Source organism: Variovorax sp. EBFNA2 (assembly GCF_033802765.1).
GTDB classification, from domain to species: domain Bacteria; phylum Pseudomonadota; class Gammaproteobacteria; order Burkholderiales; family Burkholderiaceae_C; genus Variovorax; species Variovorax paradoxus_H.
In genome coordinates, this window is the sequence record NZ_CP138496.1 from 5,993,764 (window position 1) to 6,019,409 (window position 25,646).

Consider the following 25,646-nt stretch of genomic DNA (forward strand, 5'->3'; position numbering starts at 1 on the left):
TCAGGACGCAGGCGATGCAGGACGGCGGCGGCGCGACAGCGCGGCCAGCACATACACCAGCACCGCGAAGGGCCAGCACCAGCCCAGCCACTGGGCCAGGCCATGGAAACGGATGAAGCGGCCCTGCTCCCAGGTGGCCAGGGTCTGCGCAAAGTAGGCGCTCTCGGGCGCCTGGTTCAGAAGGCTCAGCTGAAGCACGAGCCCCATGAGCAGCAGCGCGCCACACAAGCGGCGCGGCGCGAACAGCAGCAGCACGCCTGCGAACACCGCCGCGGCCAGCCCGATCTGCGCCGGCAGCTCGAGCCACGCCCACGCATGCTCGGGACCGTAGCTCATCGCCGCCGACAAGGCCGAGGCCGCCATGCCTGCAAGCAGGATCAGCGGCAGCAACACCGCGCGCTGCACCACGGTGCGTGCCACCAGATAGCCCAGCAGGCACGGCACCAGCGCCCCGAGCATCACGCACAGCAACTCCACGGCCGGCACCAGCGGCTCCAGTTCGAACTGGCGCACGGGCAGCCAGTCGATGAAGGGCGTGTCGAGCAGCCACTCGGAAATCGTCGCCTCCAGCCGCTCGAAGACCTGGCCGAGGCCGAAGGTGACGGCTGCAGGAAACAGCAGGGCAAAGGGCCAGAGCGCCAGCAGCACGAGCCCGCCGCGCGCGTCCTCGACGAACCACTGCGAGCGCGCGCGGCCCCAGTGGGCGACCGCGCCTAGCCGCTCCAGCGCCGCGGCCAGCACGGCGCCGAGCACCGTCCCGGCGGTGTTCAGCCCCAGGTCGACATTGGAAGGAATGCGCGCCGGCAGATAGCTCTGCAGCGTCTCCATGGCAAAGGCGATCGCCGCGCCCGCCACGGTGGCGCGCAACAACCCACGCCACACACTGGGACTGCTGCCCGTGCGCAGCACGCTCAGCGCGCACAGGAATCCGAAGGGCACGTAGCCCGCCACGTTCACCCCGAAGTCGAAACCCGTCCAGTACTTGGGCCAGGGCGCCGACAGGTAGGCCCAGGGCGCGATCCCCTGGTCACGCCAGTCGGCAAACGGGTACAGGCTGGCATAGACGATCAGCGCCGCATACGCCAGCGCCAGGGGGAGCGCGGCAGACTTGTGCGGCATGTCTACCGTCGACACGGCATCAGAAAGGCTTTACCACCACCAGGATCACGATGCCCAGCAGCAGCAGCACGGGCAGTTCGTTGAACCAGCGGTACCAGCGGTCGCTGCGGCGATTGCCGCCAGCCACGAAGCGGCGCAACAGCACGCCGCAGCCGTGGTGATAGCCGATGGCCACCAGCACCAGCGCCAGCTTGGCGTGCATCCAGCCGTTGCCCGGGCCGCGTCCGATGCCGTAACCCAGCCAGAGCCAGGCACCGAACACCAGCGCCGGCACCGCCAGGAAGGTGGTGAACCGCAGCAGCTTGCGCGCCATCAGCAGCAGGCGTTCGCGTTCCGCAACCGACTCGGGCGGCACCATCGCCAGGTTGACGAAGATCCGCGGAAGATAGAACAGTCCGGCAAACCAGCTGGCAATGAAAACAATGTGAAGAGATTTGACCCAGAGCATGGCGGCAGTTTAGTGGTGGCTGCACACTGACCCCTTTCGGGGCCCTTTGCCAAGGTTTCGGGCAAAAAAAAGCCCGACGTCTTCACGTCGGGCTGGGAAGCCCTTTTGCTGTCACACATCAAGGCACCCGCTCAGGGAGGAAAAGCGGGGAGCGGCAAGCCGCCCGCTTCAGAATCTAACAAAGACGAAACAAGGTTTCAAGCGATTGAGGCAGTTTCTTTGACTTTTACAACAAAAATCTAGAACTTAAGTTCTATTAATTTCCGTAGTTGTCAGACAACTTGCTTCTAACCCTCCTGAGGCGCCGTCCGAGGCTTCAGGCACAATTTTAGATATATGACGTCATCATTTTCCCCGCTCGCCATGTTCCCCGCCGGCCGCCCGCGACGGCTGCGCCGCGACGCCTTCACCCGCAACCTGGTGCGCGAGCATGCGCTGACGACGAACGACCTGATCTACCCGGTGTTCGTGCAGGAAGGCGAAAAGCGCCGCGACGCCGTGGCCTCGATGCCCGGCGTGGAGCGCCTGAGCCTCGATCTGCTGCTGCCCGTGGCCGAGCAGTGCGTGCAGGCCGGCATTCCGGTGATGGCGCTGTTCCCGGTGATCGACGCCAGCCTCAAGACGCCCGCCGGCGACGAGGCCTTCAACCCCGCCGGACTGATTCCCCGCGTGGTGGCTGCGCTCAAGGCGCGCTTCCCCGAGCTGGGCATCATGACCGACGTTGCGCTCGACCCCTACACCAGCCACGGCCAGGACGGCCTGCTCGACGACACCGGCTACATCCTCAACGACGCCACCGTGGAAGTGCTGGTGAAGCAGGCACTCACACAATCGCAAGCCGGCGTCGATATTGTGGCCCCGAGCGACATGATGGACGGCCGCATCGGCGCGATCCGCACTGCGCTCGAAGCCCGCGGCGACGTGCACACGCGCATCATGGCCTACAGCGCCAAGTACGCCAGCGCCTTCTACGGCCCCTTCCGCGATGCCGTTGGCTCGTCCGCCACGCTCGGCAAGAGCAACAAGAAGGTCTACCAGATGGACCCTGGCAACAGCGACGAGGCCCTGCGCGAGGTTGCCATCGACATCGCCGAAGGCGCCGACATGGTCATGGTGAAGCCCGGCATGCCCTACCTGGACATCGTGCGCCGCGTGAAGGACGAGTTCCACGTGCCCACTTTCGCCTACCAGGTGAGCGGCGAGTACGCCATGCTCAAGGCCGCCGCCCAGAACGGCTGGCTCGACCACGACGCCGTGGTGCTCGAAAGCCTGCTGGCCTTCAAGCGCGCGGGCGCCGATGGCGTGCTGACCTACTTCGCGCTTGACGCCGCCCGACTGCTACAAAAATAATAGCTGTCGCGACATATCCGTCGCGCTTCCACTGCATTTTCGGCATGGAAGAAGAACCACCAGGGGCGAGTGTCCATGCGCATCTTCGAAATCAGCCGCTCGCAGGTCAGCGAGCACGCCTCGCTGGCGCCGCTGGCCGTGCCGGGCGCCTGCAGCGCCGCCAGCTACCTCTGGATTTCGCTGACGCGCGACGAATTCCGCGCCGCCCAGCCCGAGGTGCAGCAGATCCTGCAGACGCTGTGCCAGACCCAGCTCGTCGACCTGCACGTGGCCGACCTGCTCAATGACCAGCTGCCCTCGCACTACGACTACACCTCGCAGTACGACGTGCTGGTGTTCCGCCGCCTGGCCACGGGCAACGGCGCTGAAACCCCAAACACCAGCGAGCCGTCGGTGCCGCAGCGCCCGTCGCGCGGCGGCCCGCCAGTGCTGCGCCGCATCGACACCCGCCCGGTCGGCTTCGCGGTGTTCGACCGCGTGCTGCTCTCGGTGCACCCCGAAGACGGCACCGTGCGCGACGCTTTCGCCGCCCGGCTGCTGGCGGCCGCTTCGCCTGACGACCGCGGTACGCCCGCGCTCGACGTGCGCGCCACCTCGGCCCGCCTGCCGACCAGCCCGGCCGACCTGATGCTGCGCATCGTCAACCTGATCGTCGACGGCTACCTCGACATGCGCCGCGAACTCACGAAGCAGCTCGACCACTGGCAGACCGAACTCATCGACCCGCGCAGCCGCTTCACCAACTGGAGCGCGCTCATGGAGGCACGCCAGTCGCTGCACCGCCTCGACGAGATCTGCGAAGACCAGCGCGCCGCCATGCAGGACTGGATCGATTCGCTCGAAACACTGCCCACCCCGCAAGGTGAGGTGGCGCAGCGCGAGCGCGAACTGATCATGGTGCGCAGCCGCGACGTGCTGGAGCACATCCAGCGCGTGGTGCACCACGTGCACCGGCTCGAGCAGAACGCCGAGACCGCCGTGCAGATGCACTTCAGCGTCCAGGGCCACCGGGCCAACGACATCATGCGGGTGCTGACCGCGCTCACCGCCATCTTCCTGCCGCTGAACCTCATCGCGGGCATCTTCGGCATGAACTTCGAGTTCATTCCGCTCGTGCACAAGGCCGACGGCTTCTGGATCGCGATGTCGGCCATGCTGGTCATCGCGGTGGTGCTGGTCGTGGTCTTCTGGCGCAAGCGCTACCTGGCGCGCACGCGCTGACCCCCTCCTCCATTTCGAGCGCCCATGAAAAAAGCCACGCGGATGCGTGGCTTTCTTGTGTCAGCCCGGGCCGCCCCGGAAGGCGGCTGGCTTTGCGGCCAATTACTTGGCGACGGCGCCCGAACCTTGCTGGGCTTGAACGCGTGCGTCCATCGGGTTCACCATGGTCGAGACGACCTTGCTGTTGACGCGCGAGCCCGAGGTCACGTTCTGGTCCGGAGCGTAGGCGGTGCGGATGGCTTCGGCTTCGACGATCGAACGGTCCTTCGACACGGCCACGGTTTCCGCGCCGCGCGAACCGCGCACGACGTTCTGGTTCGGGGCTGCGGCGGTGCGCTGGGCTTCGGCGTTGACTTCGTCGCGGCTCTTGGACGAGATCACTTGGGTCACGCCTTGGTACGTCTCGGCTTGGACGCCGGTGGCGGCCAGGAGGGTCAGGGCGGCGGCTGCGAAAATGTGCGAGGTCTTCATGTCTGTTCCTTGTGTTCGGCTAGATGGGATGTCCACCAGGCTTGCACGTTGGCTCGCCTGTGCGGCGAGTGTCAGCCGGAATTCCTTCGGGAAAACACTCGGTTCAGAGACACGGTGTTTCCTGTAGCGAAACAATCAGTCAACAAAGTTGTGCACGCAAAAAGCCGGGTATTCACCGCTTGACTGCTTCCGGCGTACACCAGGAGCGCGCGCCGGAGCTGTTCGGCAAAACCCCCTGAAAATCGGCGCACCGCGCTCCCTCGCGAAAAACAACGGGCTCACTGACATGGACAGTCTCGATCTGATCAAAACCTTCCGGGAAGTCGCCTCGCACGGCAGCTTCTCCCAGGCCGCCAAGCGGCTCGACATGTCGAAGGCCACGGTCAGCAAATACGTCGCCGAACTCGAAACCCGTTTCGGCGTGCGCCTGCTCAACCGCTCCACGCGTTCCGTGAGCCTCACCGACGCCGGCCAGCTGCTGCTCGAACGCAGCACGCCGATGCTCGAAATGGTCGAGCTCACCCAGGCCGAACTGCAGGAGCGCGCCAGCCAGCCCGGCGGCCGGCTGCGCATCTCGGCGCCGCACGGCATGGGCAACGGCGAATTCCCCGACCTGCTGGCCGACTTCATGCGCCACTACCCCGACGTGAGCATCAGCCTGCAGCTGACCAACCGCACCGTCGACCTCGCCGAAGAAGGCATCGACGTCGACATCCGCAGCGGCCCGGTGGAAGACGCCAACCTCATCGTGCGCAAGCTGCGGCTCATTCCCATGGTGGTCTGTGCCTCGCCGGTCTACTGGAAGAAGCACGGCAAGCCCGCGCACCCGCAAGACCTCGCCAACCACGACGCGCTGACCCATTCATTGCTGGGCACGCAGCCCGTGTGGCGTTTCGATGACAACGGCCAGCCGCTGGACGTGCAGGTCAAGAGCCGCATGGACTGCACCGAAGGCGCGCCGCTGATCCGCGTCGCGATGCGCGGCTTCGGCGTGATCTACCTGCCCTCGCTGCTCGTGCAGTCCCACATCGACAGCGGCGAGCTGGTGCCCGTGCTCGAAGGCTATGCGCGCAAGGACATGTGGCTGTCGGCCGCCTACCTGCAGCGGCGCCACAACAGCGCGGCGCTGCGCGCGCTGCTCGACTTCCTGCAGACCCGGGTCGGCGCCAAGAAATAGAAGCAATGAAAAAGCCCGGCACTGCCGGGCTTTTGCCTGGAGCGTGGCGGTCGGATCAGCCGACGTGCTTGGCAAAGAACGCCAGCACGCGTTCACGCGCCGGCTTTGCCGCTTCGGCGTTGTACGAACCGCGCTGGTCGCAGTTGAAGCCGTGGTCGGCCTCGTACACATGTACTTCCACCTCGGGGTGCGCCTTCTTGAAGGCCTCGATGGTGTCCAGCGGAATCCAGTGGTCGCGGTTGCCGAACTGCGCGAGCACCGGCACCTTCGGCTGGCGCGCGCTTTCTTCGGGCGTCGTCATGCCGCCACCGTAATAAGGCGCGGCAGCGGCCAGGCCCGGCAGCAGGGCCGCGGCGCGCCAGACCAGCAGGCCGCCCCAGCAGTAGCCGACGATGCCGACCTTGCCCGCCTTCGAGGCGTAGGCAATCGCGGCTTCGAGGTCCTGCAGCACGCCGGGCGCGGGCAGCGCCTCGACCGCCGTCTTGTAGCCGAAGCCGATCTTCATGTCGTCGTCGCTGTAGCCCAGCTCGACGTCGGGCTTGACGCGGTGGAAGGTCGACGGCGCCACGGCCAGGTAGCCGTCGGCCGCATAGCCGTCGGCCACCGAGCGGATGTGCGAGTTCACGCCGAAGATTTCCGGCACCACCACCACGGCGCCGCGCGGCGTACCTGCGGGCTCGGCCACGTAGGCGGGAAAGGTGAAGCCATCCTTGGCGGTGAGATCGATGAATTGGCCCATGGGGTTCTCCTGAAACGATGGAATGGAAAGAAAGTGGTTTGGCTTGCGCGCGCGCCGTTCGTTACGCGCGCAATGCGCGTTCGACGAAATCGAGGCGGTCCTGGCCCCAGAAGATTTCGCCGTCGATCACGTAGCTCGGCGCGCCGAACACCTGGATGTCGATCGCTTCCTGCGTGTAAGCCTCGTAACGCTCCTGCACCGCCTGGCTCTGCGATTGCTCGGCGCGCTTGGCCGGCAGGCCGCATTCCGCGACCAGGGCTTCGAGCAGGTTCGGGTCGCCGATGTTCCGCTCTTGCACCCACACGGCCGCGAACACCGCGGCGCTGATGCGCATCGCGGCCTCGGTGCCGTCGTGCATGTCGACCGCGATGATCAGCCGCGCCGCGTCGTCGCCGGCCACCGGGAAGAACTTCGGCTTCGGGTTCAGCGGCAGGCCCAGGTGCCGGGAGAAGCGCGCCAGCTCGAGCAGCCGGTAGGCCTGGCGCTGGGGCGCGCGCTTGCCCAATGGCAGCCCGCCCGACACCGGGAACACGCTGCCCATGTCGATGGGCCGCACGCGCACCGTGGCGCCGGCGGCCGCTGCGAGGGCGGCAAAGCGGGTATGCCCCAGATAGGTCCACGGGCTCTGTGGCGCAAAGTAATAGTCGATGGTCTTGTGCATTCAATAACCTCCGTGCTTCGCACTGCGGTGCGAGCTTGGTTGGGGCGGTCCGGCGCGGCGCTCACGCTCATGCGCTGGCCCTCGATGATGTAATCCGGACGAACGGTTTTAACTGACACACAGTTTCTCTGCAGGAGGTGGGATTTGGACCAGGTGCTCTTGATCACCGGCGGTGGGCGCGGCATCGGTGCCGCCACGGCCTTGCTCGCCGCGACGCGCGGCTACGCCGTGGCCGTGAACTACGCCAGCAACTCGCTGGCCGCCGACGAGGTGGTGCGCACCATCCGCGCGGGCGGCGGCACCGCCATGGCGGTGCAGGCCGACGTGGGCGACGAAGCCCAGGTGCTCGCGATGTTCGCGAAGATCGACGCCAAGCTCGGTCGGCTCACGGCACTCGTGAACAACGCCGGCGTGGTCGACGTGCAGGCGCGCGTCGACGAGATGAGCGTGGCGCGCATGGAGCGCATGTTCCGCATCAACGTGATCGGCAGCTTCGTCTGCGCGCGCGAGGCCGTGAAGCGCATGAGCACGACGTACGGCGGCGCGGGCGGCGCCATCGTCAATATCTCCAGCGGCGCCGCGCGCCTGGGCTCGCCGGGCCAGTACGTCGACTACGCGGCCAGCAAGGCCGCCATCGACACCCTGACCATCGGGCTGGCCAAGGAAGTGGCCATGGAAGGCATCCGCGTCAACGCGGTGCGCCCCGGCCTCATCGACACCGAGATCCACGCGTCGGGCGGCATGCCCGACCGCGCCACCGAACTCGCGCCGACCGTGCCGATGCAGCGCACCGGCAGCCCCGAAGAAATCGCGGGCGCCATCCTGTGGCTGCTGTCGGCCGAGGCCAGCTACACCACCATGGCTCTGCTCGACGTGACCGGCGGAAGGTAAGCGATGAGCACTTCCATGGACCTCATCAAGCCGCTGGTCACGCTGGTGGCCATCGTCAACCCGCTGGCCATCGTGCCCTTCTTCATCCACTACACGCAGGACTACTCCGACGCCCAGCGCAAGCGCACGGTGCGCATGTCGGCCTTCAGCGCCTTCGTGGTAATTGCCGTCAGCGCGCTCATCGGGCTGCAGCTGCTGTCCTTCTTCGGCATCTCGATCGCGAGCTTCCAGGTCGGCGGCGGGCTGCTGCTGCTCATGAGCTCGATCTCGATGCTCAACGCGCAACCGGCCGAGAGCAAGACCAACGTCGATGAGTTGCGCGCCACCGAAGTGAAGGCGTCGATGGGCGCCTCCATCGCGGTGGTGCCGCTCACCATCCCGCTGCTCACCGGCCCGGCCGCGATCTCCACCGTGGTGATCTACGCCGACAAGACACAGCACCTGTGGGAGCTGGGGCTGCTGGTCGGCTACGGCGTGGTGGTGGCGCTGGCGACCGCGCTGGCGTTTTCGCTCGCGCAGCCGATCGCGCGGGTGCTCGGCAAGACCGGCATCAACATCATGACGCGGCTGATGGGCCTGATCCTCGCGGCGCTCGCGGTCGAGGTGATGGCCGACGGGCTTGGCAAGCTGTTCCCGATCCTGTCGAAAGTCGCCTGAACAGCTTCATTCAGGCCAGCATCTTCTCGATGACCTTCCAGTGCGCCGGCTCCACCGGCGTGATCGACAGCCGGTTGCCCTTGCGCAGCACGACCAGATCGGCCAGCTCGGGCTTGGCGCGCAGCTCGGGCAGCGACAGCAGCCGCGTCTTGCGCAGCGCCTGCACGTCGACCAGCAGCCAGCGCGGATCGTCCTTCTTCGAGGCCGCGTCGTAGTACGGCGACTTCGCATCGAACTGCGTCGGATCGGGCTTGATGCCCGAGGCCACGCGCGCGATGCCGGCAATGCCGGGCTCGGGGCAGCTCGAGTGATAGAACAGCACGCCGTCACCGACCTTCATGCCGTCGCGCATGAAGTTGCGTGCCTGGTAGTTGCGCACCCCGGTCCACGCCACGGTGGCACCGGGCGCGGCGAGGGCATCGTCGATCGAGACCTCGTCGGGCTCGGATTTCATCAACCAGTACTGGGGCATGGCGGCAGTCTCGCGAAGGGGATTTCGCGGAATATAGCCGCTCGCCCCCGTACGGTACGGGGGCGACCCTCGCTTACGGTGTCACGTAGTCGGAGACGACGACCCACTTGCCGTCCTTGATCTGCGACAGCCGCGACTGGTCGTTGCCCAGGCGCTTGGTGGCGGTGTAGGTGCTCTTCGGGCTGCCGAACATGTCGGGCTCGAAGGTGATGCTGTCCATCGCCTTGATGAAGCTGTCGGTCGTCAGGTTCGGGCCGGCCTTGGTCGCGGCCTTGATGAACGAGTCGATGATCACGTAGCCGTACACCGAGAACACGGTCGGGTCTTCGTTGAACTTGGTCTTGTACTTGTTGGCCCAGAAGCGCAGCGGCTGCGACTGCTCGTCGGTATAGGGGTTCTGCACCGTCATGGTGGCGTACACGCCGTCCATGGCCTTGCCGCCGAGCTTGTGGATCAGGTCGGTGTAGGCCGCGCTCGAACCCAGGAAGGTCGGGTTGAAGCCCGTCTTGCGCGACTCGCCCACGGTGCCGATGGTCTCGCGGATGATGGTGCCGAGCACCACGAGGTCGCAGTTGGCGGCCTTCATTTTCGCGACCTGCGAGCTGAAGTCGGTGGCGCCGCGCTTGAACGAGGTCTTTTCGGCCAGCTCCATGCCCGCGGCCTTCAGGCCGGCCTCGGCGCCGCGCTGCACCTCGAGGCCGAACTCGTCGTCCTGGTAGATCGTGCAGACCTTCTTGGCACCCTTGTCCTTGATCATCTTGGGCAGCGCCAGCCGGATCTGGTCGTAGTAGGTGGCCGCGAACGAGTACTTCAGCCGGTTCAGCGGCTCGTACATTTCGCGCGCCGCGGTAATGGGCATGAAGTTGACGACGTTCTTGTCGAACTGCACCGGCATCGCCGCCATGTTCTGCGCCGTGCCGATGTGGCCGGCCATGATGAAGATCTTTTCCTGGTTGACCAGCTTCTGCGCCGCCAGCACCGCCTTCTTCGGGTCGTAGCCCGAGTCTTCGACGAAGAGCTTGAGCTTGCGTCCGTTGAGCGTGCCCTGCTCGTTGAGTTCGTCCACGCGCAGCTGCATGCCGTTGCGCGCCTGCTTGCCGAAGCCCGCGAGCGGACCCGACAGGTCCTGGATGGTGCCGATGCGGATCTCGTCCTTGCTGACGCCCTGCTGCGCCGACGCGAGCGTCGCGATCAGGCCCAGCACGGCCAGCGTCGTCAATGTCTTGAGCTTCGTCATTGCCTTGTCTCCTTGCCTGTTGAAAAAACACACTGCCTGGCCTCTTCCAGAAACACCGCGGAACCGGCTTTGCCGGGCCGCTGGTGTTGCCCCCGGTAGGGGGTTGGCGTAGCGACACGAAGTGCGCGAAGCCTGGGGGCGAGCCCTATCTGTACATGGCGTCAATGCGCGCCGCGTATTTGGTCTGCACCAGCTTGCGCTTGAGCTTCATCGTCGGCGTGAGCTCCTCGTCCTCGGCGCTCAGTTGCGTCTCGAGCAAGAAGAACTTCTTGATCTGCTCGACGCGCGCGAACTTGGCGTTGACGCGATCGATCTCGCCCTGGATCAGGTCCTGCACTTCCTGCGTGCGTGTCAGGCTCTCGTAGTTGCTGAACGGCACGTCGTGGTCCTGCGCAAACTTTTCGACGTTCTCCTGGTCGATCATGACGATCACCGTGAGGTAGGGCCTCTTGTCGCCGATCACCACGGCATCGGTGATGTAGAGGCTGAACTTGAGCTCGTTCTCCAGCTCGCTCGGGGTCACGTTCTTGCCGCCTGCCGTGATGATGATGTCTTTCATCCGGTCGGTGATGCGGAAATACCCGTCCTCGTCCATCACGCCCACGTCGCCCGTGTGCAGCCAGCCGTCGGCGTCGATGGTCTCGGCGGTCTTCTCCGGCAGATTCAAATAGCCCATGAAAACATTGGGGCCGCGCACGAGAATTTCGCTGGTGGCCGGATCGATGCGCACCTCGTTGTAGCCCGTGGCCGGGCCGATGGAGCCGGGCTTGATGCGCGTGACGGGCACGGCCGTGGAGGCGCCGCACGACTCCGTCATGCCCCACACCTCGAGCATGGGCACGCCCAGCGCGAGGTACCACTTGACCAGCTCGGGCGAAATGGGCGCCGCACCGGTCACGAGAAAGCGCGCGCGGTGGATGCCGATGAGCTTGCGCGCGTTGTCCAGCGCCAGCAGCCGCGCCAGCCGGAACTTCAGGCGCAGCCCCGTGCCGATCTCCTGGCCGGCCAGCACCTTGTTGGCGATGGTCTCGCCCACGCCGATGCTCCACTTGTAGGCGGCCTGCTGCAGCGGGCTGGCTTCTTTCAGCGCGATCATCACGCCCGAATAGAACTTCTCCCACACGCGCGGCACGCCGGTGAACACCGTGGGCGCGATCTCGCGCACGTTCTCGGGCACCGTCTCGGGGTTCTCGACGAAGTTGAGGATCGAGCCGGTGTACATCGCGAAGTACTCGCCACCCATGCGCTCGGCGATGTGGCACAGCGGCAGGAAGCACATGCGCTCGTCTTTCTCGTCCTGCGCGATGAGCGTGTTGTAGCCGCGCGCCGTGTACACCAGCCCCGCGTGGCTGTGCATGGCGCCCTTGGGCTTGCCGGTGGTGCCCGAGGTGTAGACAAGAATGGCGAGGTCTTCGGGCCGGCAGGCGGCCACGCTGCGCTCCACTGCCTGCGGGTCACCCGCCAGGTGCGTGCGACCGAGGGCGCGCAGCGCATCCAAACTCATCACGGCCGGGTCGTCGAGCTCACGCAAGCCTTCCATGTCGAACACGACCACGCGGCGCAGGCCGGGCAGGCGGGCGCGCACCTCGAGCGCCTTGTCGAGCTGCTCGTCGTCTTCCACGAAGAGCACCGTCGTGCGCGAGTCTTCGCACAGGTACTCGACCTGCGAGGCGGCGTCGGTCGGGTAGATGCCGTTGGAGACACCGCCGCAGCTCAGCACGGCCAGGTCGGCCAGCACCCACTCGATGACGGTGTTGGAAAGAATGGACGCGCACTCGCCGCGCGTGAAGCCGATCGCCTGCAGGCCGGCTGCGATCTCGCGCACGGCCTCGGCGGTCTGGCGCCAGCTCCAGGCGCGCCAGATGCCCAGCTCCTTCTGCCGCATCCAGATGTTGTCGCCGCGCTGGCGCACGGCGTTCCAGAACATGGCCGAGAGCGTGTCGCCCGGCACGAGGATGTCGTGGCCGGGTTCGATGGTTCGAAGATCCCAGAGTCCTTGCATGGCGACGGCTACCTCCAGGTCTTCTTCTTTTTCCAGCGCCGCTCGCCGCGCACGCCGTCGTCCTTGACACCGAGGTAGAACTCCTTGATGTCGTCCTTCTCGCGCAGGCGCTCGCACGAGTCTTCCATCACGATGCGCCCGTTCTCCAGCACGTAGCCGTGGTCGGCGGCATTGAGCGCCATGTTCGCGTTCTGCTCCACCAGCAGGATGGTGGTGCCGCGCTCGCGGTTGATGCGCACCACGATCTCGAAGATTTCCTTCGTGAGCTTGGGGCTCAGTCCGAGGCTGGGTTCGTCGAGCAGGATGAGGTGCGGCGCCGCCATGATGGCGCGCGAAATGGCCAGCATCTGCTGCTGCCCGCCCGAGAGCAGGCCGGCGTCCTGCGTGGCGCGCTCGCGCAGGATCGGGAAGTAGGTGAAGACGGTCTCGATGTCCCGCGCCACGCCGTCGCGGTCCTTGCGCGTGTAGGCGCCCATCAGCAGGTTGTCCTTCACCGACAGCAGCGGGAACACCTCGCGCCCTTCGGGCACGTGGCTCAGGCCCTGCTGCACGATGAAGGCCGGGTCTTTCGCCGTGATGTCGTGGCCCTGGAACTCGATGCTGCCCTTGCGCGGATCGATGATCCCGGAGATGGTCTTGAGGATCGTCGTCTTGCCCGCGCCGTTGGAGCCGAGCACCGTCGCGATCTCTCCCTTGCGCACCTTCAGGCTCACGCCCCGGATGGCCTTGATCGGGCCGTAGGCGCTTTCGACGTTGAGCAGTTGGAGTACGACGTCGCTCATGCCACTGCTCCCTGATTCAAGGCGGAACATGCAGAGCCATCACGCCACCACGAAGCCCGGTGTGCGGTGCGGCGTGGGCGCCCCCTCTGTGCCGCCGAGGAGCGCAGCGTTTCGCGGATCAGGGCTCGCAGCTGTTTGAGCGCAGCGAGTTCTGCGAGACCCCGCGAAACGCGAGCACCGCAGGGGAGCCGCGCAGCGGCCGGCATAGTGGGGGCGACCGCGCCGTGCCGCGCACCGGGCGCTTTCAAAGAGGCAGCGAACAAGAACATCACGCCACCCTCCGCAAGCTGCTCACGTCATCCACAGTCCCAAGATAAGCCTCGATCACCCGCGCATCCGCCTGCACCTCGCGTGGAGACCCGGTAGCCAGCACCTCGCCCTGATTCATCGCCAGCACGCGATCCGACACCTTGGAAACAAGCGACATGTCGTGCTCGACCATCAGCACCGACACGCCCAGCTCATGCTGGATGTCCTGAATCCAGAACGCCATGTCCGCCGTCTCCTCGACATTGAGCCCCGAGGAAGGCTCGTCGAGCAGCAGCAGCTTCGGCTCAGTGCAGAGAGCACGCGCCAGTTCCACCACCTTGCGCACGCCATACGGCAGGCCCGCCACCATCGAGTCGCGGTAGTGCTGCAGGTCGAGCAGGTCGATCACCTGCTCCGCCTTCTCGCGCGCCGCGATCTCGGCGCGGCGCGTGGCCGGCGTGAAGAACACCTCGCTCCAGAAGCCCGTCTGCCGGTGCGTGTGGCGCCCGATCAGCAGGTTGTGCAGCACGGTTGCATGCTCGAACAGCTCGATGTTCTGAAAGGTGCGCGCAATGCCCAGCGCGGCAATCGCATGCGGCGCCTGCTGCGTGAGCGCCAGCGGCCCGCCCGCCTCGCCATGCCAGGTGATCTCGCCCGTGGTCGGCGTGTAGATGCGGCTGATGAGGTTGAACACCGTCGTCTTGCCGGCGCCGTTCGGGCCGATGAGCGTGAACACCTCGCCGCGCCGCACGTCGAAGCTCACCTTGTTGACCGCGAGCACGCCGCCGAAGCGCACGCTCAGGTCCTTGGCCGACAAAAGAATGTCGTTGCTCATCTCAGTCGGTCCGATTTGGTGAACGACTTCTGCCGCTTGAACAGGCCCTTGCGGTAGAACGGAAAGAGCTGCAGCCAGGTGCGGATCTTCAGCCAGCGCCCGTACAGCCCCAGCGGCTCGAACAGCACGAAGGCGATCAGCACCAGGCCGTACACCAGCCCCTGCAGGCCAGGCGCCTGGCCGACCACCGCCGGCAGCCAGTCCTTGCCCATCGAGATCAGCTGCGGCATCGCGATGAGAAAAATCGCGCCGAGGAACGCGCCGTGCACCGAGCCCAGGCCGCCGATCACCACCATCAGCAGCAGGTCGATCGACTGCAGGATGTTGAACTGGTCCGGCGAGATGAAGCTCAGCTTGTGCGCATACAGCGCGCCACCCAGCCCCGCGAGCGCGGCCGAGATCGCGAACGACATCGTCTTGTAGCGCGCCAGGTGGATGCCCATGCTCTGCGCCGAAATCTCCGAATCGCGGATCGCTACGAAGGCACGCCCGGTCGGCGAACGCAGCAGGTTCAGGATGCCCAGCGTGGAGATCACCGCGACCACCAGACACAGAAAGTAGAAGCCTTCGCCCGAGCCCAGCGACCAGCCGAACAGCTGCGGCGACTTCACGTGCAGGCCCGCGTTGCCGCCCGTCACGCTTTCCCAGCGCGCGAACACTTCCTCGACGATGAAGCCGAACGACAGCGTCGCGATGCCCAGGTAGATGCCCTTCACGCGCAGCGCCGGCAGCGCTACCACCACGCCCACCGCCGCCGACAACGCGGCCGACGCGAGCAGCGCGAGCGGGAACGGCACGCCCATGTTGGTCAGCACGCCCTGCGTGTACGCGCCCGTTCCCAAGAAGGCCGCATGCCCGATGGAGAACTGCCCCGTGAAACCCGCCAGCAGCATCAGCCCCAGGCCGACGATGCCGTAGATGAGAACGAAGGTCAGCTGCGCAAGCCAGTACTCGTCGATGACCCACGGCGCGACGAGCAGGAAGGCCACGAGCAGGCTGTACCAGAGCACATGGCCGCCGTGCCGCGCAAGGCGGATGTCCTGGTCGTAGGTGGTTTTGAAGATGAAGCGCATATGAGACTTACACCTTCTTGCGCAGCTTCTCGCCGAACAATCCGTTGGGCTTGATCGTGAGCATCAGCAGCACCACGATGTACGGCGCCGTGTCCTTGAAACCGTCGGGCAGGTAGAAGCCCGCGAACGACTCGACGATGCCGATCACCAGCCCGCCGACGATCGCGCCCGGCAGGCTGCCGAAGCCGCCCACCACCGCCGCCGGAAAGGCCTTGAGCCCGATGAAGCCCATGTTGGCGTGCACGAAGGTGATGGGCGCGAGCAGCATGCCGGCAATGGCCGCCACGGCTGCGGCGAGCCCCCACACCAGCCCGTTGAGCCGCTTCACCGGAATGCCCATGTAGTAGGCCGCGAGCTGGTTCTGCGACGAGGCCTGCATCGCGATGCCGAGCTTGCTGTAGCGGAACATCGCGAACAGCAGCCCGCACAGGATGGCGGTGGCAATGATGATCACGAGCTGCTCGAGGTTCACCACCAGCTCGCCGAGCTTCCAGATCTGGTCCTTGTAGGGCACGGCCAGCGTGTGGGTGTCGGTGCCGATGCCCGGCACCATGGTGATGAGGCCGCGCGCCACATACGCGATGCCGATGGTCAGCATCACGATGGAGAACTGCGGCTGCCCGAGGATCGGGCGGATCACCACCAGCTCGAGCAGCACGCCGAAGGCCGCCATGGCCACCACGGCCAGCAGCGCCGCGAGCCAGAACGGCATGCCGAACAGCGACATGCCCGCGAAGGCACCGAACGCGCCGAGCATCATCAGGTCGCCCTGCGCGAAGCTCACCGTTTCGGTGGCCTTGTAGATCAGCACGAAGCCGAGCGCGATCAGGCCGTAGATGCAGCCTTGCGCAATGCCCGACAGCAGGAGTTGGAGGATCTGCATGCGTTGCCGTCCCGCGTGCCGTTACTGCCGGAACCCGCCGGCCGCGTCGTGCAGCGCGAGGCGGCGCGAGCCCGCCACGATGTCGCTGGGCTTGAGCCCGTAGACCTGGCGGATCGAATGGCTGAAATGCGTGGAGTCGGGATAGCCGGTGTCCAGCGCGATGTCGGTGAGCGTGCCGCTCTGGTGCACGTAGCGCAGCAGGCTGCGCGCACGCTTCCACGCGCGAAAGCCGCGAAAGGCCATGCCCGTCTCCTGCTTGAACAGATGCAGGAAGCGCGAGAACGACAGGTGCACCGAGGCCGCGCAGTCTTCCGCCGAAGCAGGCGCGGCCGGATCGGCCACAAGCATGTCGACCACCTTGCGGATGCGCGCGTCGAGCGGACGCGGCGTGAGCGGGCCGTCGAAGAACAGCGCGTCGAAATCGAAACCGTCGAAGTCGATGCCGCGCGCCGAGGCCGCCAGCAAGTGGGCATGGGCCTCGCGCATGCGCTGCACGAAGGCCGGCGCATCGACCGGGCCGCAGTGCTGCAGGAAGGCCGGCATGCGCGCGGGATCGACCGACTCCGATTCGATCAGCAGGTTGAAGATCAGCGGACACGCGCTCTCGACCTGGTGCGGCACGTGCGGCGGCACCACGATGAACTCGCCGCTCTGCCAGGCACCACCGCCGATGCGGATGCGGTTGGGCGGCGCACCGGCGGGCGACACGTACACGCCGTGCCCGCCCATCGCGCGCTCGGCCGCGGCGCCGAGCAGGCCGGCATAGAAGACGCGCTGCGGCGTGAGCCACATGAGGCGTTCGCCCTGCCGTGCATCGCCGCCCGAAGGCGTCGACGTCCTGGTTCGCTGCATGGTGTCTGTCTCCTGCATCGGTCGACGACGTCCGACCGGGGGGTGGCGTCGTGTTCGCTGGATCGTAGCGGCGAGGGCCCTGAGCGCGGCATCCATTTGCGCGGGGACTTTCCCTAGGCCGACGCGAATGCGCGGCGCAGTTCGGCGGCGCACAACGCGACCGCGGTGTGCGCTTCGTCGAGCACCTTGCCCATGGTGATGAAGCCATGGATCTGGCGCTCGAAGCACACGTAGTTCGCGCGGTTGCCGGCGGCCGTGAGCGCCTCGGCATACGCCGCGCCTTCGTCGCGCAACGGGTCGTAGCCGGCGGTGATCACGAGCGCCGGCGGCAGGCCCGCGAGGTCGGTGTGCAGCAGCGGCGAAGCGCGCCAGTCGAGGTCGTGCGCCACGTCGGTGATGTAGTGGTCGTGGAAGTAGGTCATCGTGTCGCGCGTGAGCAGGTAGCCCTGCCCGTTCGCCTGGTGCGACGGATGGCCGCGGCGCATGTCGGTGGCCGGGTAGATCAGGAGCTGGAACATGATCGGCAGGTCACCCGCATCGCGCGCGGCAATCGCCGCCACGGCCGCGAGGTTGCCGCCCGCGCTGTCGCCGCCCACCGCGAGGCGGCTCGCATCGAGCCCCAGTGCAGCGGCCTCGCGGCGCACCCAGCGCGTGGCGGCGAGCACGTCGTCCACGGCCGTGGGAAAGCGGTGCTCCGGGCCCATGCGGTAGTCGACCGCGACCACCGCGCAGCCCGCGTCGTTGGCCAGCTCGCGGCACAACACGTCGTGCGTGTCGAGGTCGCCGATGACCCAGCCGCCCCCGTGGTAGTAGACGAGCACAGGCAGCGGACCTGCACTTGCGTTTGCGCCGAGTGGCTTGTACAGCCGCACCGGAATGGTGCCGTGCGGCCCGTCGGCGGCGAGGTCGCGCACTTCGGCGACCTCCGCCGGCAGCGGCTGCGTGGCCGTGCGACGCTCGCGATAGAAAGCCCGCGCATCGGCGGGCGACAGCGTGTGGGTCGGCGGAATGCCGCGCGCTTCGATGAAATCCAGCAAGGCGCGCGCCTGGGGATGCAGCATGGTGTCTCCGGTGAATCGAACGGAGCGCTCAGTGTGGAGGGCGGGGTGCCTGCGGGGTATCCGCATGCACCCGCACCCGACCGGCGTCCTGACGACAAGACCTGCACCATGCCCGCACCGCTGCGGGGTCGCTTGCGAAAACTGGCTACCGGGGCCCGGCTCGCGGGTTCACCCGGAGGATTGGGTCGCTCAGGCCGTGCGGGGCTTCACGCGCGAGGCGGCTTCCTTGGCGAGCTTGCGCGCCGTGTCGGTGTCGGCCGCGTGCACCAGCGCCACGCCCATGCGGCGCTTGACGAAGCTCTCGGGCTTGCCGAACAGGCGGATGTCGCTGCCCGGCACCTGCAGCGCCTCGGCCACGCCGTCGAAGGCGATGCCGGTGGCGTCGACGCCGCCGTAGATCACGGCGCTCGCGCCCGGGCTCTTGAGCGAAGTGTCGACCGGCAGGCCGAGGATGGCGCGTGCATGCAGCTCGAACTCGTTCTGCCATTGCGTGGCCATGGTGACCATGCCGGTGTCGTGCGGACGCGGGCTGACTTCGCTGAACCAGACCTCGTCGCCCTTCACGAACAGCTCGACGCCGAACAGGCCCTGGCCGCCGAGGTCGGCCGTGACGGCCTGCGCGATCTGCTGCGCCTTCTGCAGCGCGGCCGGCGCCATGGGGTGCGGCTGCCAGCTTTCCACGTAGTCACCGCTGACCTGCACGTGGCCGATGGGGTCGCAGAACTTCGTTTCGACGGCGCCTGCCGCATCCTTGGCGCGCACGGTCAGCAGCGTGATCTCGTAGTCGAAGTCGATGAAGCCCTCGACGATCACGCGACCATGGCTCACGCGGCCGCCGGCCATGGCGTAGTCCCAGGCCTTCTGCACGTCGGCCGGGCCGTCGATCTTGCTCTGGCCCTTGCCGGAGCTGCTCATCACGGGCTTGACGATGCAGGGGTAACCGATGCCCGCGTCGATGGCGGCTTGCAGCTCGGCCAGCGAGTCGCAGAACTTGTAGGGGCTGGTGGGAACGCCCAGCGTCTCGGCGGCCAGGCGGCGGATGCCTTCGCGGTCCATCGTGAGGCGGGCGGCACGGGCGGTGGGAATCACGCGCACCACGCCCGCGTCTTCGAGCGCCTGGAGCGTCTGCGTGGCGATGGCTTCGATCTCGGGCACGACGAGCGTGGGCTTCTCGGCCTCGATGAGCGCCTTGAGCTGCTCAGGGTCGCTCATGGTGATGGTGCGCGCGTGGTGGGCCACCTGCTGGCCGGGCGCGTTCTCGTAGCGGTCGACCGCGATGGTCTCGACGCCCAGGCGTTGCAAGGCGATGAGCACCTCCTTGCCGAGCTCGCCGGAGCCGAGCAGCATCACGCGGGTGGCGGAAGGGGACAGGGGGGTGCCGAGGGTGGTCATGCGAGGGCTCGAAAAAATAGGGTTGAAAACAATCGCAGCACTGTAAGCCACCCCGGGCTGGTGTCGCCCACGGGAACGGCCGCGCTGCACGGCTGATTCACAATGACCGCCATTGCGCGACGGCGGCTCCGCGCCCGCCCTCGCCTCCCCCTTTCTTTTTTGTTTCAAGGAGCATTTTTCATGACGATTCAAACTGTGGGCATCATCGGCGCCGGCACCATGGGCAACGGCATCGCCCAGGCCTGCGCGGTGTCGGGTGTCAACGTGGTGATGATCGACGTCGCCCAGGCGGCCGTCGACAAGGGCATCGCCACCATTTCGGGCAGCCTCGACCGCCTGATCAAGAAGGAAAAGCTCACGGCCGAGCAGAAGGCCGCCGCGCTGGCGCTGGTCAAGGGCTCGACCGACTACAACGACCTGAAGGGCGCGCAGCTGGTCATCGAGGCCGCCACCGAGAACCACGCGCTCAAGCTCAAGATCCTCAAGCAGGTGGACGATCTGGTGGGCCCCGAGGTGATCATTGCGTCGAACACCTCGTCGATCTCGATCACTCAGCTGGCCGCCGCCACCTCGCGCGCCGACCGTTTCATCGGCATGCACTTCTTCAACCCGGTGCCGATGATGGCGCTGGTGGAGCTGATCCGCGGCTACCTCACGAGCGACGCCACGCACGACGCCGTGAAGGCGCTGGCCGAGAAGCTGGGCAAGTCGCCCATCACGGTGAAGAACGCACCGGGCTTCGTGGTCAACCGCATCCTGGTGCCGATGATCAACGAGGCTTTCTTCGTGCTGGCCGAAGGCCTGGCCACCGCCGAGGACATCGACGCCGGCATGAAGCTGGGCTGCAACCAGCCCATCGGCCCGCTGGCACTGGCCGACATGATCGGCCTCGATGTGTGCCTGGCCGTGATGGAGGTCTATCTCGAGCAGTTCGGCGATTCCAAGTACCGCCCCTGCCCGCTGCTGAAGGAAATGGTCGCGGCGGGCCAGCTGGGCCGCAAAACGGGCCGCGGCGTGTACACCTACTGATCCGCAGCGCCACGACCACAACAACAAGGAGACAAGACCGATGACCGCGACCCCCACCACCCCGCCCGCCGAAGGCTGCATCGACACGCAGGTGCTCGACCACGTGCTGCTGATCGGCATCAACCGCCCCGCCAAGCGCAACGGCTGGACGCCGCCGATGTTCAAGCAGCTGGCCGAGGCCTACACGCGGCTGGACGACGACCCGAGCCTGCACGTGGGCGTGCTGCATGCCTTCGGTGACCACTTCACGGCAGGCCTGGACCTGCCGGCGGTCACCGAGTACATGAAGCGCGGCGAAAAGGCGATTCCGGCCGGGCTGGTGGAGCCGCACGACTTCGGCCTGGAGGGCTACCGCCGCCGCACCAAGCCGATGGTGGCGGCCGTGAAGGGCATCTGCTTCACGGTGGGCATCGAGCTGATGCTGGGCGCCGACATCGTGGTGGCGGCCGACAACTGCCGCTTCTCGCAGATGGAAGTGCAGCGCGGCATCATGGCCACGGGCGGCGCCACGCTGCGCATGGCCGAGCGCGCGGGGCTGGGCAACGCGATGCTGCACCTGCTCACGGCCGACGAGTTCGACAGCGCCGAGGCCTATCGCCTGAACTTCGTGCAGAAGGTGGTGCCGGCCGGGCAGGAGCTCGACGCGGCGCTGCAGATCGCGCAGCGCATCGCGGCCCAGGCGCCGCTGGCCGTGCAGGCCACGCGGCTCAACGTGCTCAAGGCGATCGAACACGGGCCGCTGGCGGCCGTGGCGGAATTCATCGAGACGCAGAAACGCCTGTCGAACAGCGAGGACGCGGCCGAGGGCGTGCGCTCGTTCATCGAGCGCCGGCCTGCGCGGTTCAGCGGCCGCTGAAACCGTCGTTGATTGCCGTTCCGTTTCTGTCGTCCACTGGAGCCCGTTGCATGCATTCTTTCCGTTCCCTCGTGCCCTTCTTCTTTCAACGCACGGCGCTGGCCGCCGCCTTCGCCCTTCTTGCCGTGAACACCAGCCACGCCCAGACCCCGACGCCGCCCGCGCTGCCCGATCCCGCTGCCACCTCGGTGGAGGCGATGGGCTGGATGCAGGGCTTTCCGCCACCGCCCGACAAGCAGATCACCTTCGACAACCCGGTCGGCGGCGTGTACCCGCGCATCCGCTGGAGCTTCTCGCACGTGCGCGAGACGGTGCCCACGGCCAACGTGTGGCGCGGCCCCGGCGCCGCGAGCCCGCTGCCGACGGCCACGCCGCGCTTCGACATCGAGGCCGTGCGCTTCCAGCCGATGGGCGGCGGCGAGGCGCAGACCTTCGGCCAGATGGTCACGCGCACCTACACCGACGGCATCCTGGTGCTGCACCGCGGCCAGGTGGTCTACGAGAAGTACTTCGGCGCGCTCACGCCCGAACGGCCGCACCTGGCGATGTCGGTCACCAAGTCGTTCGTGGGCACGCTGGCGGCCATCCTCGCGCAGGAGGGCACGATCGATCCGTCGGCGCCGGTCACCAAGTACCTGCCCGAACTCAAGGACACGGCCTACGGCGACGCCACGGTGCGCCAGGTGATGGACATGACCATCGGCGTGCGCTACTCCGAGAACTACGCCGACCCGAAGGCCGAGGTCTGGGACTATGCGCGCGCCGGCGGCATGCTGACTCAGGGCGCCAACTACACGGGTCCGAAGTCGTTCTACGAGTTCCTGGTCACGCTCAAGAAGGAAGGCACGCACGGCGATGCCTTTGCCTACAAGACGGTCAATGCCGAGGTGCTGGCCTGGATCGTGCGCCGCGCGTCCAACCGCTCGCTGGCCGACCTGCTGAGCGAAAAAATCTGGCGCCGCATCGGCGCCGAACAGGATGCGTATTTCATGGTCGACCGCATCGGCACCGAGTCGGGCGGCGGCGGCCTGAACACCGTGCTGCGCGACATCGCACGCTTCGGCGAGACGCTGCGCAACGGCGGGCGCGCACCCAACGGCCAGCAGGCCATTGCGAAGGCGGTGGTCGACGACATCCAGCGCGGCGCCGACCCGGCGAAGTTCGCGAAGGCGGGCTACGCGCTGTTGCCGGGCTGGAGCTACCGGAACATGTGGTGGGTGACGCACAACCCGCATGGCGCGTACATGGCGCGCGGCATCCACGGCCAGAGCATCTACATCGATCCGAAGGCCGAGATGGTGATCGTGCGCTACGCGGCGCACCCGATCGCCGCGAACGCGGGCAACGACCCGCTGACCCTGCCCGCCTTCCAGGCCATGGGCGAGGCGTTGATGAAGCCCTGAGCGGCTGTCCGAACGCGTCGGCTCAGCCGGCGCGCTGCTTCGCGATGACGAGCAGCCCGTCCATGATCAGGCTCTCGACCAGCTCGAAGTCGCCGTTCATGGCGGGCGCCATCTTCCAGCCCGCGCCGCCGGTCATGAAGCAGGCCGGCTCGGCGCCGCAGTGCGAGCGCACGTGCTGCACCATGCGCTCGACCGCGCCCGCGATGGCGTAGGTACCCCCGCTGGTCAGCGCGTCGCTGGTGTTGGTGGGAAATTCGCGCACCTCGCCGGTGGGCACGTGCAGGCCCGCCGTGCCCGACTCGAGCGCGCGCAGCATGATGCCGTGGCCCGGCAGGATGAGGCCGCCCAGGAATTTGCCGCTGGCATCGATCGCCTCGACGGTGACGGCGGTGCCGATCAGCACCACCACCATCGGCCGCTCGGGCCCTTGCGTCAGCATGCGGTGGCGCGCACCGATCATCGCCACGAAGCGGTCGGCGCCCAGCCGTGTCGGGTGGTCGTAGCCGTTGACGATGCCGGCCTCGCCCGCGCTCGACACGACCCAGCGCGGGGTGCAGTCGAAGCGCTCGGTGATCTGTTCTTCGGCGCGCCGTCGCAGGGTGTCGCCGGCCACGACGCAGCCCAGCATGGAACCGGGTGCGGGCAGCTCGGCCCAGGGGCCGTCGGCCAGGCGTTCGATGTGGTCGAGAAACTCGGCACCGTGGGCCTGCAGTGCCGCACCGGGGAAGGCCCCCTCGTACAGCGCCCACTTGAGCCGGGTGTTGCCGATGTCGATGGCGAGGAAGGGGGAAGACATGCGCGCGATTATTGCGACTTTGTTGTTATTCCTGCTGGCGCCTCTTTGACAGTCGCGGCGTGGGCCTACGTGGACGCGGTCGGTTCCGCCTCTACATTCGCTTTTTCCATCCACCACGGCACAAGGAGAACACCATGGGATTGCTCAGCTTCATCAAGGAGGCCGGTGAAAAACTGTTCGGCGGTTCGTCGGCCGAAGCGGCCACGCCCGATGCGAACACGGCAGCCGCCGCCGCCATCAAGACCTACATCGAGACCCAGAACCTCGGCCTCACCGGACTGGAAGTGACCTACACCGCCAGCAGCGGCGTCGTCACCCTCGCGGGCCAGGCGCCCTCGCAGGAAGCCAGCGAAAAAGCCGCGCTCGCCGCGGGCAACGTGGCCAACGTCACGAGCGTGGACAACAACCTCGTCGCCCCGGCCGCGCCGCCGGCGCAGTACCACGACGTGGTGAAGGGCGACACGCTCTCGGCCATCTCGAAGAAGTACTACGGCGACGCCAACAAGTACAACGCGATCTTCGAGGCGAACAAGCCGATGCTGTCGCACCCGGACAAGATCTACCCGGGGCAGAAGCTGCGCATCCCCGCGCTCTGATCGCAGCCGGATCAAGCCCGGCGCGCATCGCTAGGCACCGTTCTGGCGCCAGGCCCCGGGCGACACGCCGTACTCCCGCTTGAATGCGCGGTTGAAAGCCGCTTCCGATTCGTAGCCCACGCCTTCGGCAATGCGCGCCAGGTTGCCCTGGTCCTTGCGCAGCATCCCGGCGGCCAGGATCATGCGCCAGCGTGCCAGGTAGTGCATGGGCGGTGCGCCCACCAGTTCGGTGAAGCGGTCCGCCAGCACGCTGCGCGAGGTGTGGATTTCCTGTGCCAGTGCGTCGACCGTCCAGTTGCGCGCGGGCTCGGCGTGCATCAGCGCCAGGCAGCGGCTCACGTGGGGGTCGCGCAGGCCCGCCAGCCAGCCGGGGTTGTTGGCGGGCATCGACTCGATGTAGCCGCGCAGCACTTCGGTGAACAGCACTTCCGCCACCTTGGCGGCGACCAGCTCCGAGCCGGGCGTGTGCAACGGCGCATCACCCAGCACGAAGTCGACCGACTGCTCGATCCACGGGCCCGCCGCCCTGCTGCGCAGCGGCGTGGTGAACAGACGAGGAATGTTCGCCATGAGGGGATGGGGCGCGTCGCCTTCGTACGCGAACCAGCTGCAGACCAGCACCGTGCGGTCGCCCTGGCCGCCGTAGCGGATGCGCTCCAGCTCGGGCGCCCGCGGGCTCACCACATGCGACATGTCCACGGCCGCATGCTGCAGGCCACTGCCCAGCACATGCGCGTCGCCATGCGGCACGGCGATCACATCGCCGGCGTGCGCGTGGATCGGAGCCTCGCCGTCGAGCTGGGCCCAGCATTCGCCTTGCAGCACGAGATGGCAGATGGCCAGCCGCTGCGCGCCGGGCCTGAGCAGTTGCGCGATGTCCGCGCCCCTGGGTACCTTGAAGCACCAGGGTGCATACATGTCCCCGTTCAGGAACAGCGCACCCTCCAGGTGGATGGTCCGAAGCACGTTCGACAAGACATCCATGGTCACCTCCCGGCAAGCGAGGGCGGGGTTTCAGTCAACAAGTCCGGCGAGACGGGCAATGCAGGGCGGCTGCGCGTCGGCACCATAGGACCTGGTCACCTTCGGCCGATTCTAGACAGGAGTACCGCCATGCCCAAATTCGTTATCGAGCGAGACATCCCCGGCGCCGGCAAGTTCACGCCGTCGGACCTCAAGGCCATCTCGCAGAAATCCTGTGGCGTGCTCAACAGCATGGGCACCGACATCCAGTGGATCCACAGCTACGTGACCGACGACCGGATCTACTGCGTCTACCAGGCGACCGACGAGGCCCTGGTGCGCCGTCACGCGGAGCTCGGTGGCTTTCCGGCCAACCGTGTGGACCGGGTGTACAGCGTGATCGACCCGGCCACGTCCGAGTGAGGCGAGCG

The 25,646-nt window shown here is 67.0% G+C and carries 27 protein-coding genes; 10 read left to right on the forward strand and 17 right to left on the reverse strand.

From position 1 onward, the window contains the following. Nucleotides 1-1,119 (reverse strand): VanZ family protein, encoded by a 1,119-nt coding sequence (locus RZE79_RS28200; RefSeq protein WP_319357766.1) that lies wholly within the window; start codon nucleotides 1,117-1,119, stop codon nucleotides 1-3. Nucleotides 1,120-1,138: 19 nt separating this feature from the next. Beyond that, nucleotides 1,139-1,567 (reverse strand): CopD family protein, encoded by a 429-nt coding sequence (locus RZE79_RS28205; protein WP_319357767.1) that lies wholly within the window; start codon nucleotides 1,565-1,567, stop codon nucleotides 1,139-1,141. Between the two features lie 363 nt (nucleotides 1,568-1,930). Here RZE79_RS28205 and hemB point away from each other — a divergent pair, with 363 nt between their 5' ends. Next, entirely contained in the window at nucleotides 1,931-2,917 is a 987-nt protein-coding gene (gene hemB, locus RZE79_RS28210) for a porphobilinogen synthase (protein ID WP_319357768.1), read from the forward strand. A 75-nt stretch (nucleotides 2,918-2,992) separates the two neighbouring features. After that, complete coding sequence (locus RZE79_RS28215; protein WP_153281769.1) at nucleotides 2,993-4,138, forward strand: magnesium transporter CorA family protein; 1,146 nt, start codon at nucleotides 2,993-2,995, stop codon at nucleotides 4,136-4,138. Nucleotides 4,139-4,240: 102 nt separating this feature from the next. Here RZE79_RS28215 and RZE79_RS28220 read toward each other — a convergent pair whose 3' ends face one another. Continuing rightward, nucleotides 4,241-4,609, reverse strand: a complete 369-nt coding sequence (locus RZE79_RS28220) for a DUF4148 domain-containing protein (RefSeq protein ID WP_101491334.1) — start codon at nucleotides 4,607-4,609, stop codon at nucleotides 4,241-4,243. Nucleotides 4,610-4,895: 286 nt separating this feature from the next. Here RZE79_RS28220 and RZE79_RS28225 point away from each other — a divergent pair, with 286 nt between their 5' ends. Beyond that, nucleotides 4,896-5,786 (forward strand): LysR family transcriptional regulator, encoded by an 891-nt coding sequence (locus tag RZE79_RS28225; RefSeq protein WP_153281768.1) that lies wholly within the window; start codon nucleotides 4,896-4,898, stop codon nucleotides 5,784-5,786. Nucleotides 5,787-5,841: 55 nt separating this feature from the next. Here RZE79_RS28225 and RZE79_RS28230 read toward each other — a convergent pair whose 3' ends face one another. Both RZE79_RS28230 and RZE79_RS28235 read right to left on the reverse strand, forming a co-directional pair. Then, entirely contained in the window at nucleotides 5,842-6,525 is a 684-nt protein-coding gene (locus tag RZE79_RS28230) for a dienelactone hydrolase family protein (RefSeq protein ID WP_319357769.1), read from the reverse strand. Nucleotides 6,526-6,586: 61 nt separating this feature from the next. Next, nucleotides 6,587-7,186, reverse strand: a complete 600-nt coding sequence (locus RZE79_RS28235; protein ID WP_319357770.1) for a 2-hydroxychromene-2-carboxylate isomerase — start codon at nucleotides 7,184-7,186, stop codon at nucleotides 6,587-6,589. A gap of 144 nt (nucleotides 7,187-7,330) precedes the next feature. Here RZE79_RS28235 and RZE79_RS28240 point away from each other — a divergent pair, with 144 nt between their 5' ends. Together RZE79_RS28240 and RZE79_RS28245 are read left to right on the forward strand one after the other, a co-directional pair. Continuing rightward, on the forward strand, nucleotides 7,331-8,077 hold the full coding sequence (locus RZE79_RS28240; protein ID WP_319357771.1) for an SDR family oxidoreductase: 747 nt from the start codon (nucleotides 7,331-7,333) through the stop codon (nucleotides 8,075-8,077). 3 nt (nucleotides 8,078-8,080) lie between these two features. Beyond that, the gene (locus tag RZE79_RS28245; protein ID WP_099793548.1) at nucleotides 8,081-8,734 is read left to right on the forward strand and encodes a MarC family protein; all 654 of its coding nucleotides are present in this window, start codon (nucleotides 8,081-8,083) and stop codon (nucleotides 8,732-8,734) included. Between the two features lie 10 nt (nucleotides 8,735-8,744). Here the strand turns inward: RZE79_RS28245 and RZE79_RS28250 are convergent, their stop codons facing one another. The 10 genes from RZE79_RS28250 to purT form a co-directional block, all read right to left on the reverse strand. Next, on the reverse strand, nucleotides 8,745-9,206 hold the full coding sequence (locus RZE79_RS28250; protein ID WP_319357772.1) for an EVE domain-containing protein: 462 nt from the start codon (nucleotides 9,204-9,206) through the stop codon (nucleotides 8,745-8,747). 73 nt (nucleotides 9,207-9,279) lie between these two features. Then, complete coding sequence (locus RZE79_RS28255) at nucleotides 9,280-10,443, reverse strand: ABC transporter substrate-binding protein (protein WP_319357773.1); 1,164 nt, start codon at nucleotides 10,441-10,443, stop codon at nucleotides 9,280-9,282. A gap of 145 nt (nucleotides 10,444-10,588) precedes the next feature. Further along, the gene (locus tag RZE79_RS28260) at nucleotides 10,589-12,445 is read right to left on the reverse strand and encodes a long-chain fatty acid--CoA ligase (RefSeq protein ID WP_319357774.1); all 1,857 of its coding nucleotides are present in this window, start codon (nucleotides 12,443-12,445) and stop codon (nucleotides 10,589-10,591) included. Nucleotides 12,446-12,453: 8 nt separating this feature from the next. Beyond that, complete coding sequence (locus RZE79_RS28265) at nucleotides 12,454-13,227, reverse strand: ABC transporter ATP-binding protein (RefSeq protein WP_153281762.1); 774 nt, start codon at nucleotides 13,225-13,227, stop codon at nucleotides 12,454-12,456. Between the two features lie 268 nt (nucleotides 13,228-13,495). Continuing rightward, the gene (locus tag RZE79_RS28270; RefSeq protein ID WP_319357775.1) at nucleotides 13,496-14,311 is read right to left on the reverse strand and encodes an ABC transporter ATP-binding protein; all 816 of its coding nucleotides are present in this window, start codon (nucleotides 14,309-14,311) and stop codon (nucleotides 13,496-13,498) included. Further along, a complete protein-coding gene (locus RZE79_RS28275; RefSeq protein WP_153281761.1) occupies nucleotides 14,308-15,384 on the reverse strand; it encodes a branched-chain amino acid ABC transporter permease in 1,077 nt (358 codons plus the stop codon). The genes RZE79_RS28270 and RZE79_RS28275 overlap by 4 nt, the downstream gene beginning before the upstream one ends. Nucleotides 15,385-15,391: 7 nt before the next feature. Next, nucleotides 15,392-16,267, reverse strand: a complete 876-nt coding sequence (locus RZE79_RS28280) for a branched-chain amino acid ABC transporter permease (RefSeq protein ID WP_319357776.1) — start codon at nucleotides 16,265-16,267, stop codon at nucleotides 15,392-15,394. A gap of 21 nt (nucleotides 16,268-16,288) precedes the next feature. Next, a complete protein-coding gene (locus tag RZE79_RS28285; RefSeq protein WP_153281759.1) occupies nucleotides 16,289-17,119 on the reverse strand; it encodes an AraC family transcriptional regulator in 831 nt (276 codons plus the stop codon). Nucleotides 17,120-17,232: 113 nt separating this feature from the next. Beyond that, nucleotides 17,233-18,180: an alpha/beta hydrolase gene (locus RZE79_RS28290; RefSeq protein ID WP_319357777.1), complete on the reverse strand. Its 948-nt coding sequence runs from the start codon at nucleotides 18,178-18,180 to the stop codon at nucleotides 17,233-17,235. A gap of 189 nt (nucleotides 18,181-18,369) precedes the next feature. Continuing rightward, nucleotides 18,370-19,572 (reverse strand): formate-dependent phosphoribosylglycinamide formyltransferase, encoded by a 1,203-nt coding sequence (purT, locus tag RZE79_RS28295; RefSeq protein WP_099793564.1) that lies wholly within the window; start codon nucleotides 19,570-19,572, stop codon nucleotides 18,370-18,372. Between the two features lie 180 nt (nucleotides 19,573-19,752). On the opposite strand from purT, the gene RZE79_RS28300 reads away from it, so the two are divergent. The 3 genes from RZE79_RS28300 to RZE79_RS28310 are packed head-to-tail and all read left to right on the forward strand — an operon-like array spanning nucleotide 19,753 to nucleotide 22,860. Further along, nucleotides 19,753-20,601 carry a 3-hydroxybutyryl-CoA dehydrogenase gene (locus RZE79_RS28300; RefSeq protein ID WP_099793566.1) on the forward strand — a complete coding sequence of 283 codons (849 nt, stop codon included), beginning with the start codon at nucleotides 19,753-19,755 and terminating at the stop codon, nucleotides 20,599-20,601. A 40-nt stretch (nucleotides 20,602-20,641) separates the two neighbouring features. After that, nucleotides 20,642-21,457, forward strand: coding sequence for a crotonase/enoyl-CoA hydratase family protein (locus RZE79_RS28305; protein WP_101491348.1), 816 nt, complete (start codon nucleotides 20,642-20,644; stop codon nucleotides 21,455-21,457). A 50-nt stretch (nucleotides 21,458-21,507) separates the two neighbouring features. Then, complete coding sequence (locus RZE79_RS28310; RefSeq protein ID WP_319357778.1) at nucleotides 21,508-22,860, forward strand: serine hydrolase; 1,353 nt, start codon at nucleotides 21,508-21,510, stop codon at nucleotides 22,858-22,860. A gap of 22 nt (nucleotides 22,861-22,882) precedes the next feature. Here the strand turns inward: RZE79_RS28310 and RZE79_RS28315 are convergent, their stop codons facing one another. Next, nucleotides 22,883-23,656, reverse strand: coding sequence for a type III pantothenate kinase (locus RZE79_RS28315; protein ID WP_153281755.1), 774 nt, complete (start codon nucleotides 23,654-23,656; stop codon nucleotides 22,883-22,885). Nucleotides 23,657-23,790: 134 nt separating this feature from the next. On the opposite strand from RZE79_RS28315, the gene lysM reads away from it, so the two are divergent. Then, nucleotides 23,791-24,252, forward strand: a complete 462-nt coding sequence (gene lysM / locus RZE79_RS28320; RefSeq protein WP_153281754.1) for a peptidoglycan-binding protein LysM — start codon at nucleotides 23,791-23,793, stop codon at nucleotides 24,250-24,252. Between the two features lie 30 nt (nucleotides 24,253-24,282). Here lysM and RZE79_RS28325 read toward each other — a convergent pair whose 3' ends face one another. Next, the gene (locus tag RZE79_RS28325; protein WP_319357779.1) at nucleotides 24,283-25,236 is read right to left on the reverse strand and encodes an AraC family transcriptional regulator; all 954 of its coding nucleotides are present in this window, start codon (nucleotides 25,234-25,236) and stop codon (nucleotides 24,283-24,285) included. 129 nt (nucleotides 25,237-25,365) lie between these two features. Between RZE79_RS28325 and RZE79_RS28330 the strand changes: the two genes are divergently transcribed. Continuing rightward, nucleotides 25,366-25,638 (forward strand): DUF4242 domain-containing protein, encoded by a 273-nt coding sequence (locus tag RZE79_RS28330; RefSeq protein ID WP_153281752.1) that lies wholly within the window; start codon nucleotides 25,366-25,368, stop codon nucleotides 25,636-25,638. The last annotated feature ends 8 nt before the right edge of the window (nucleotides 25,639-25,646 follow it).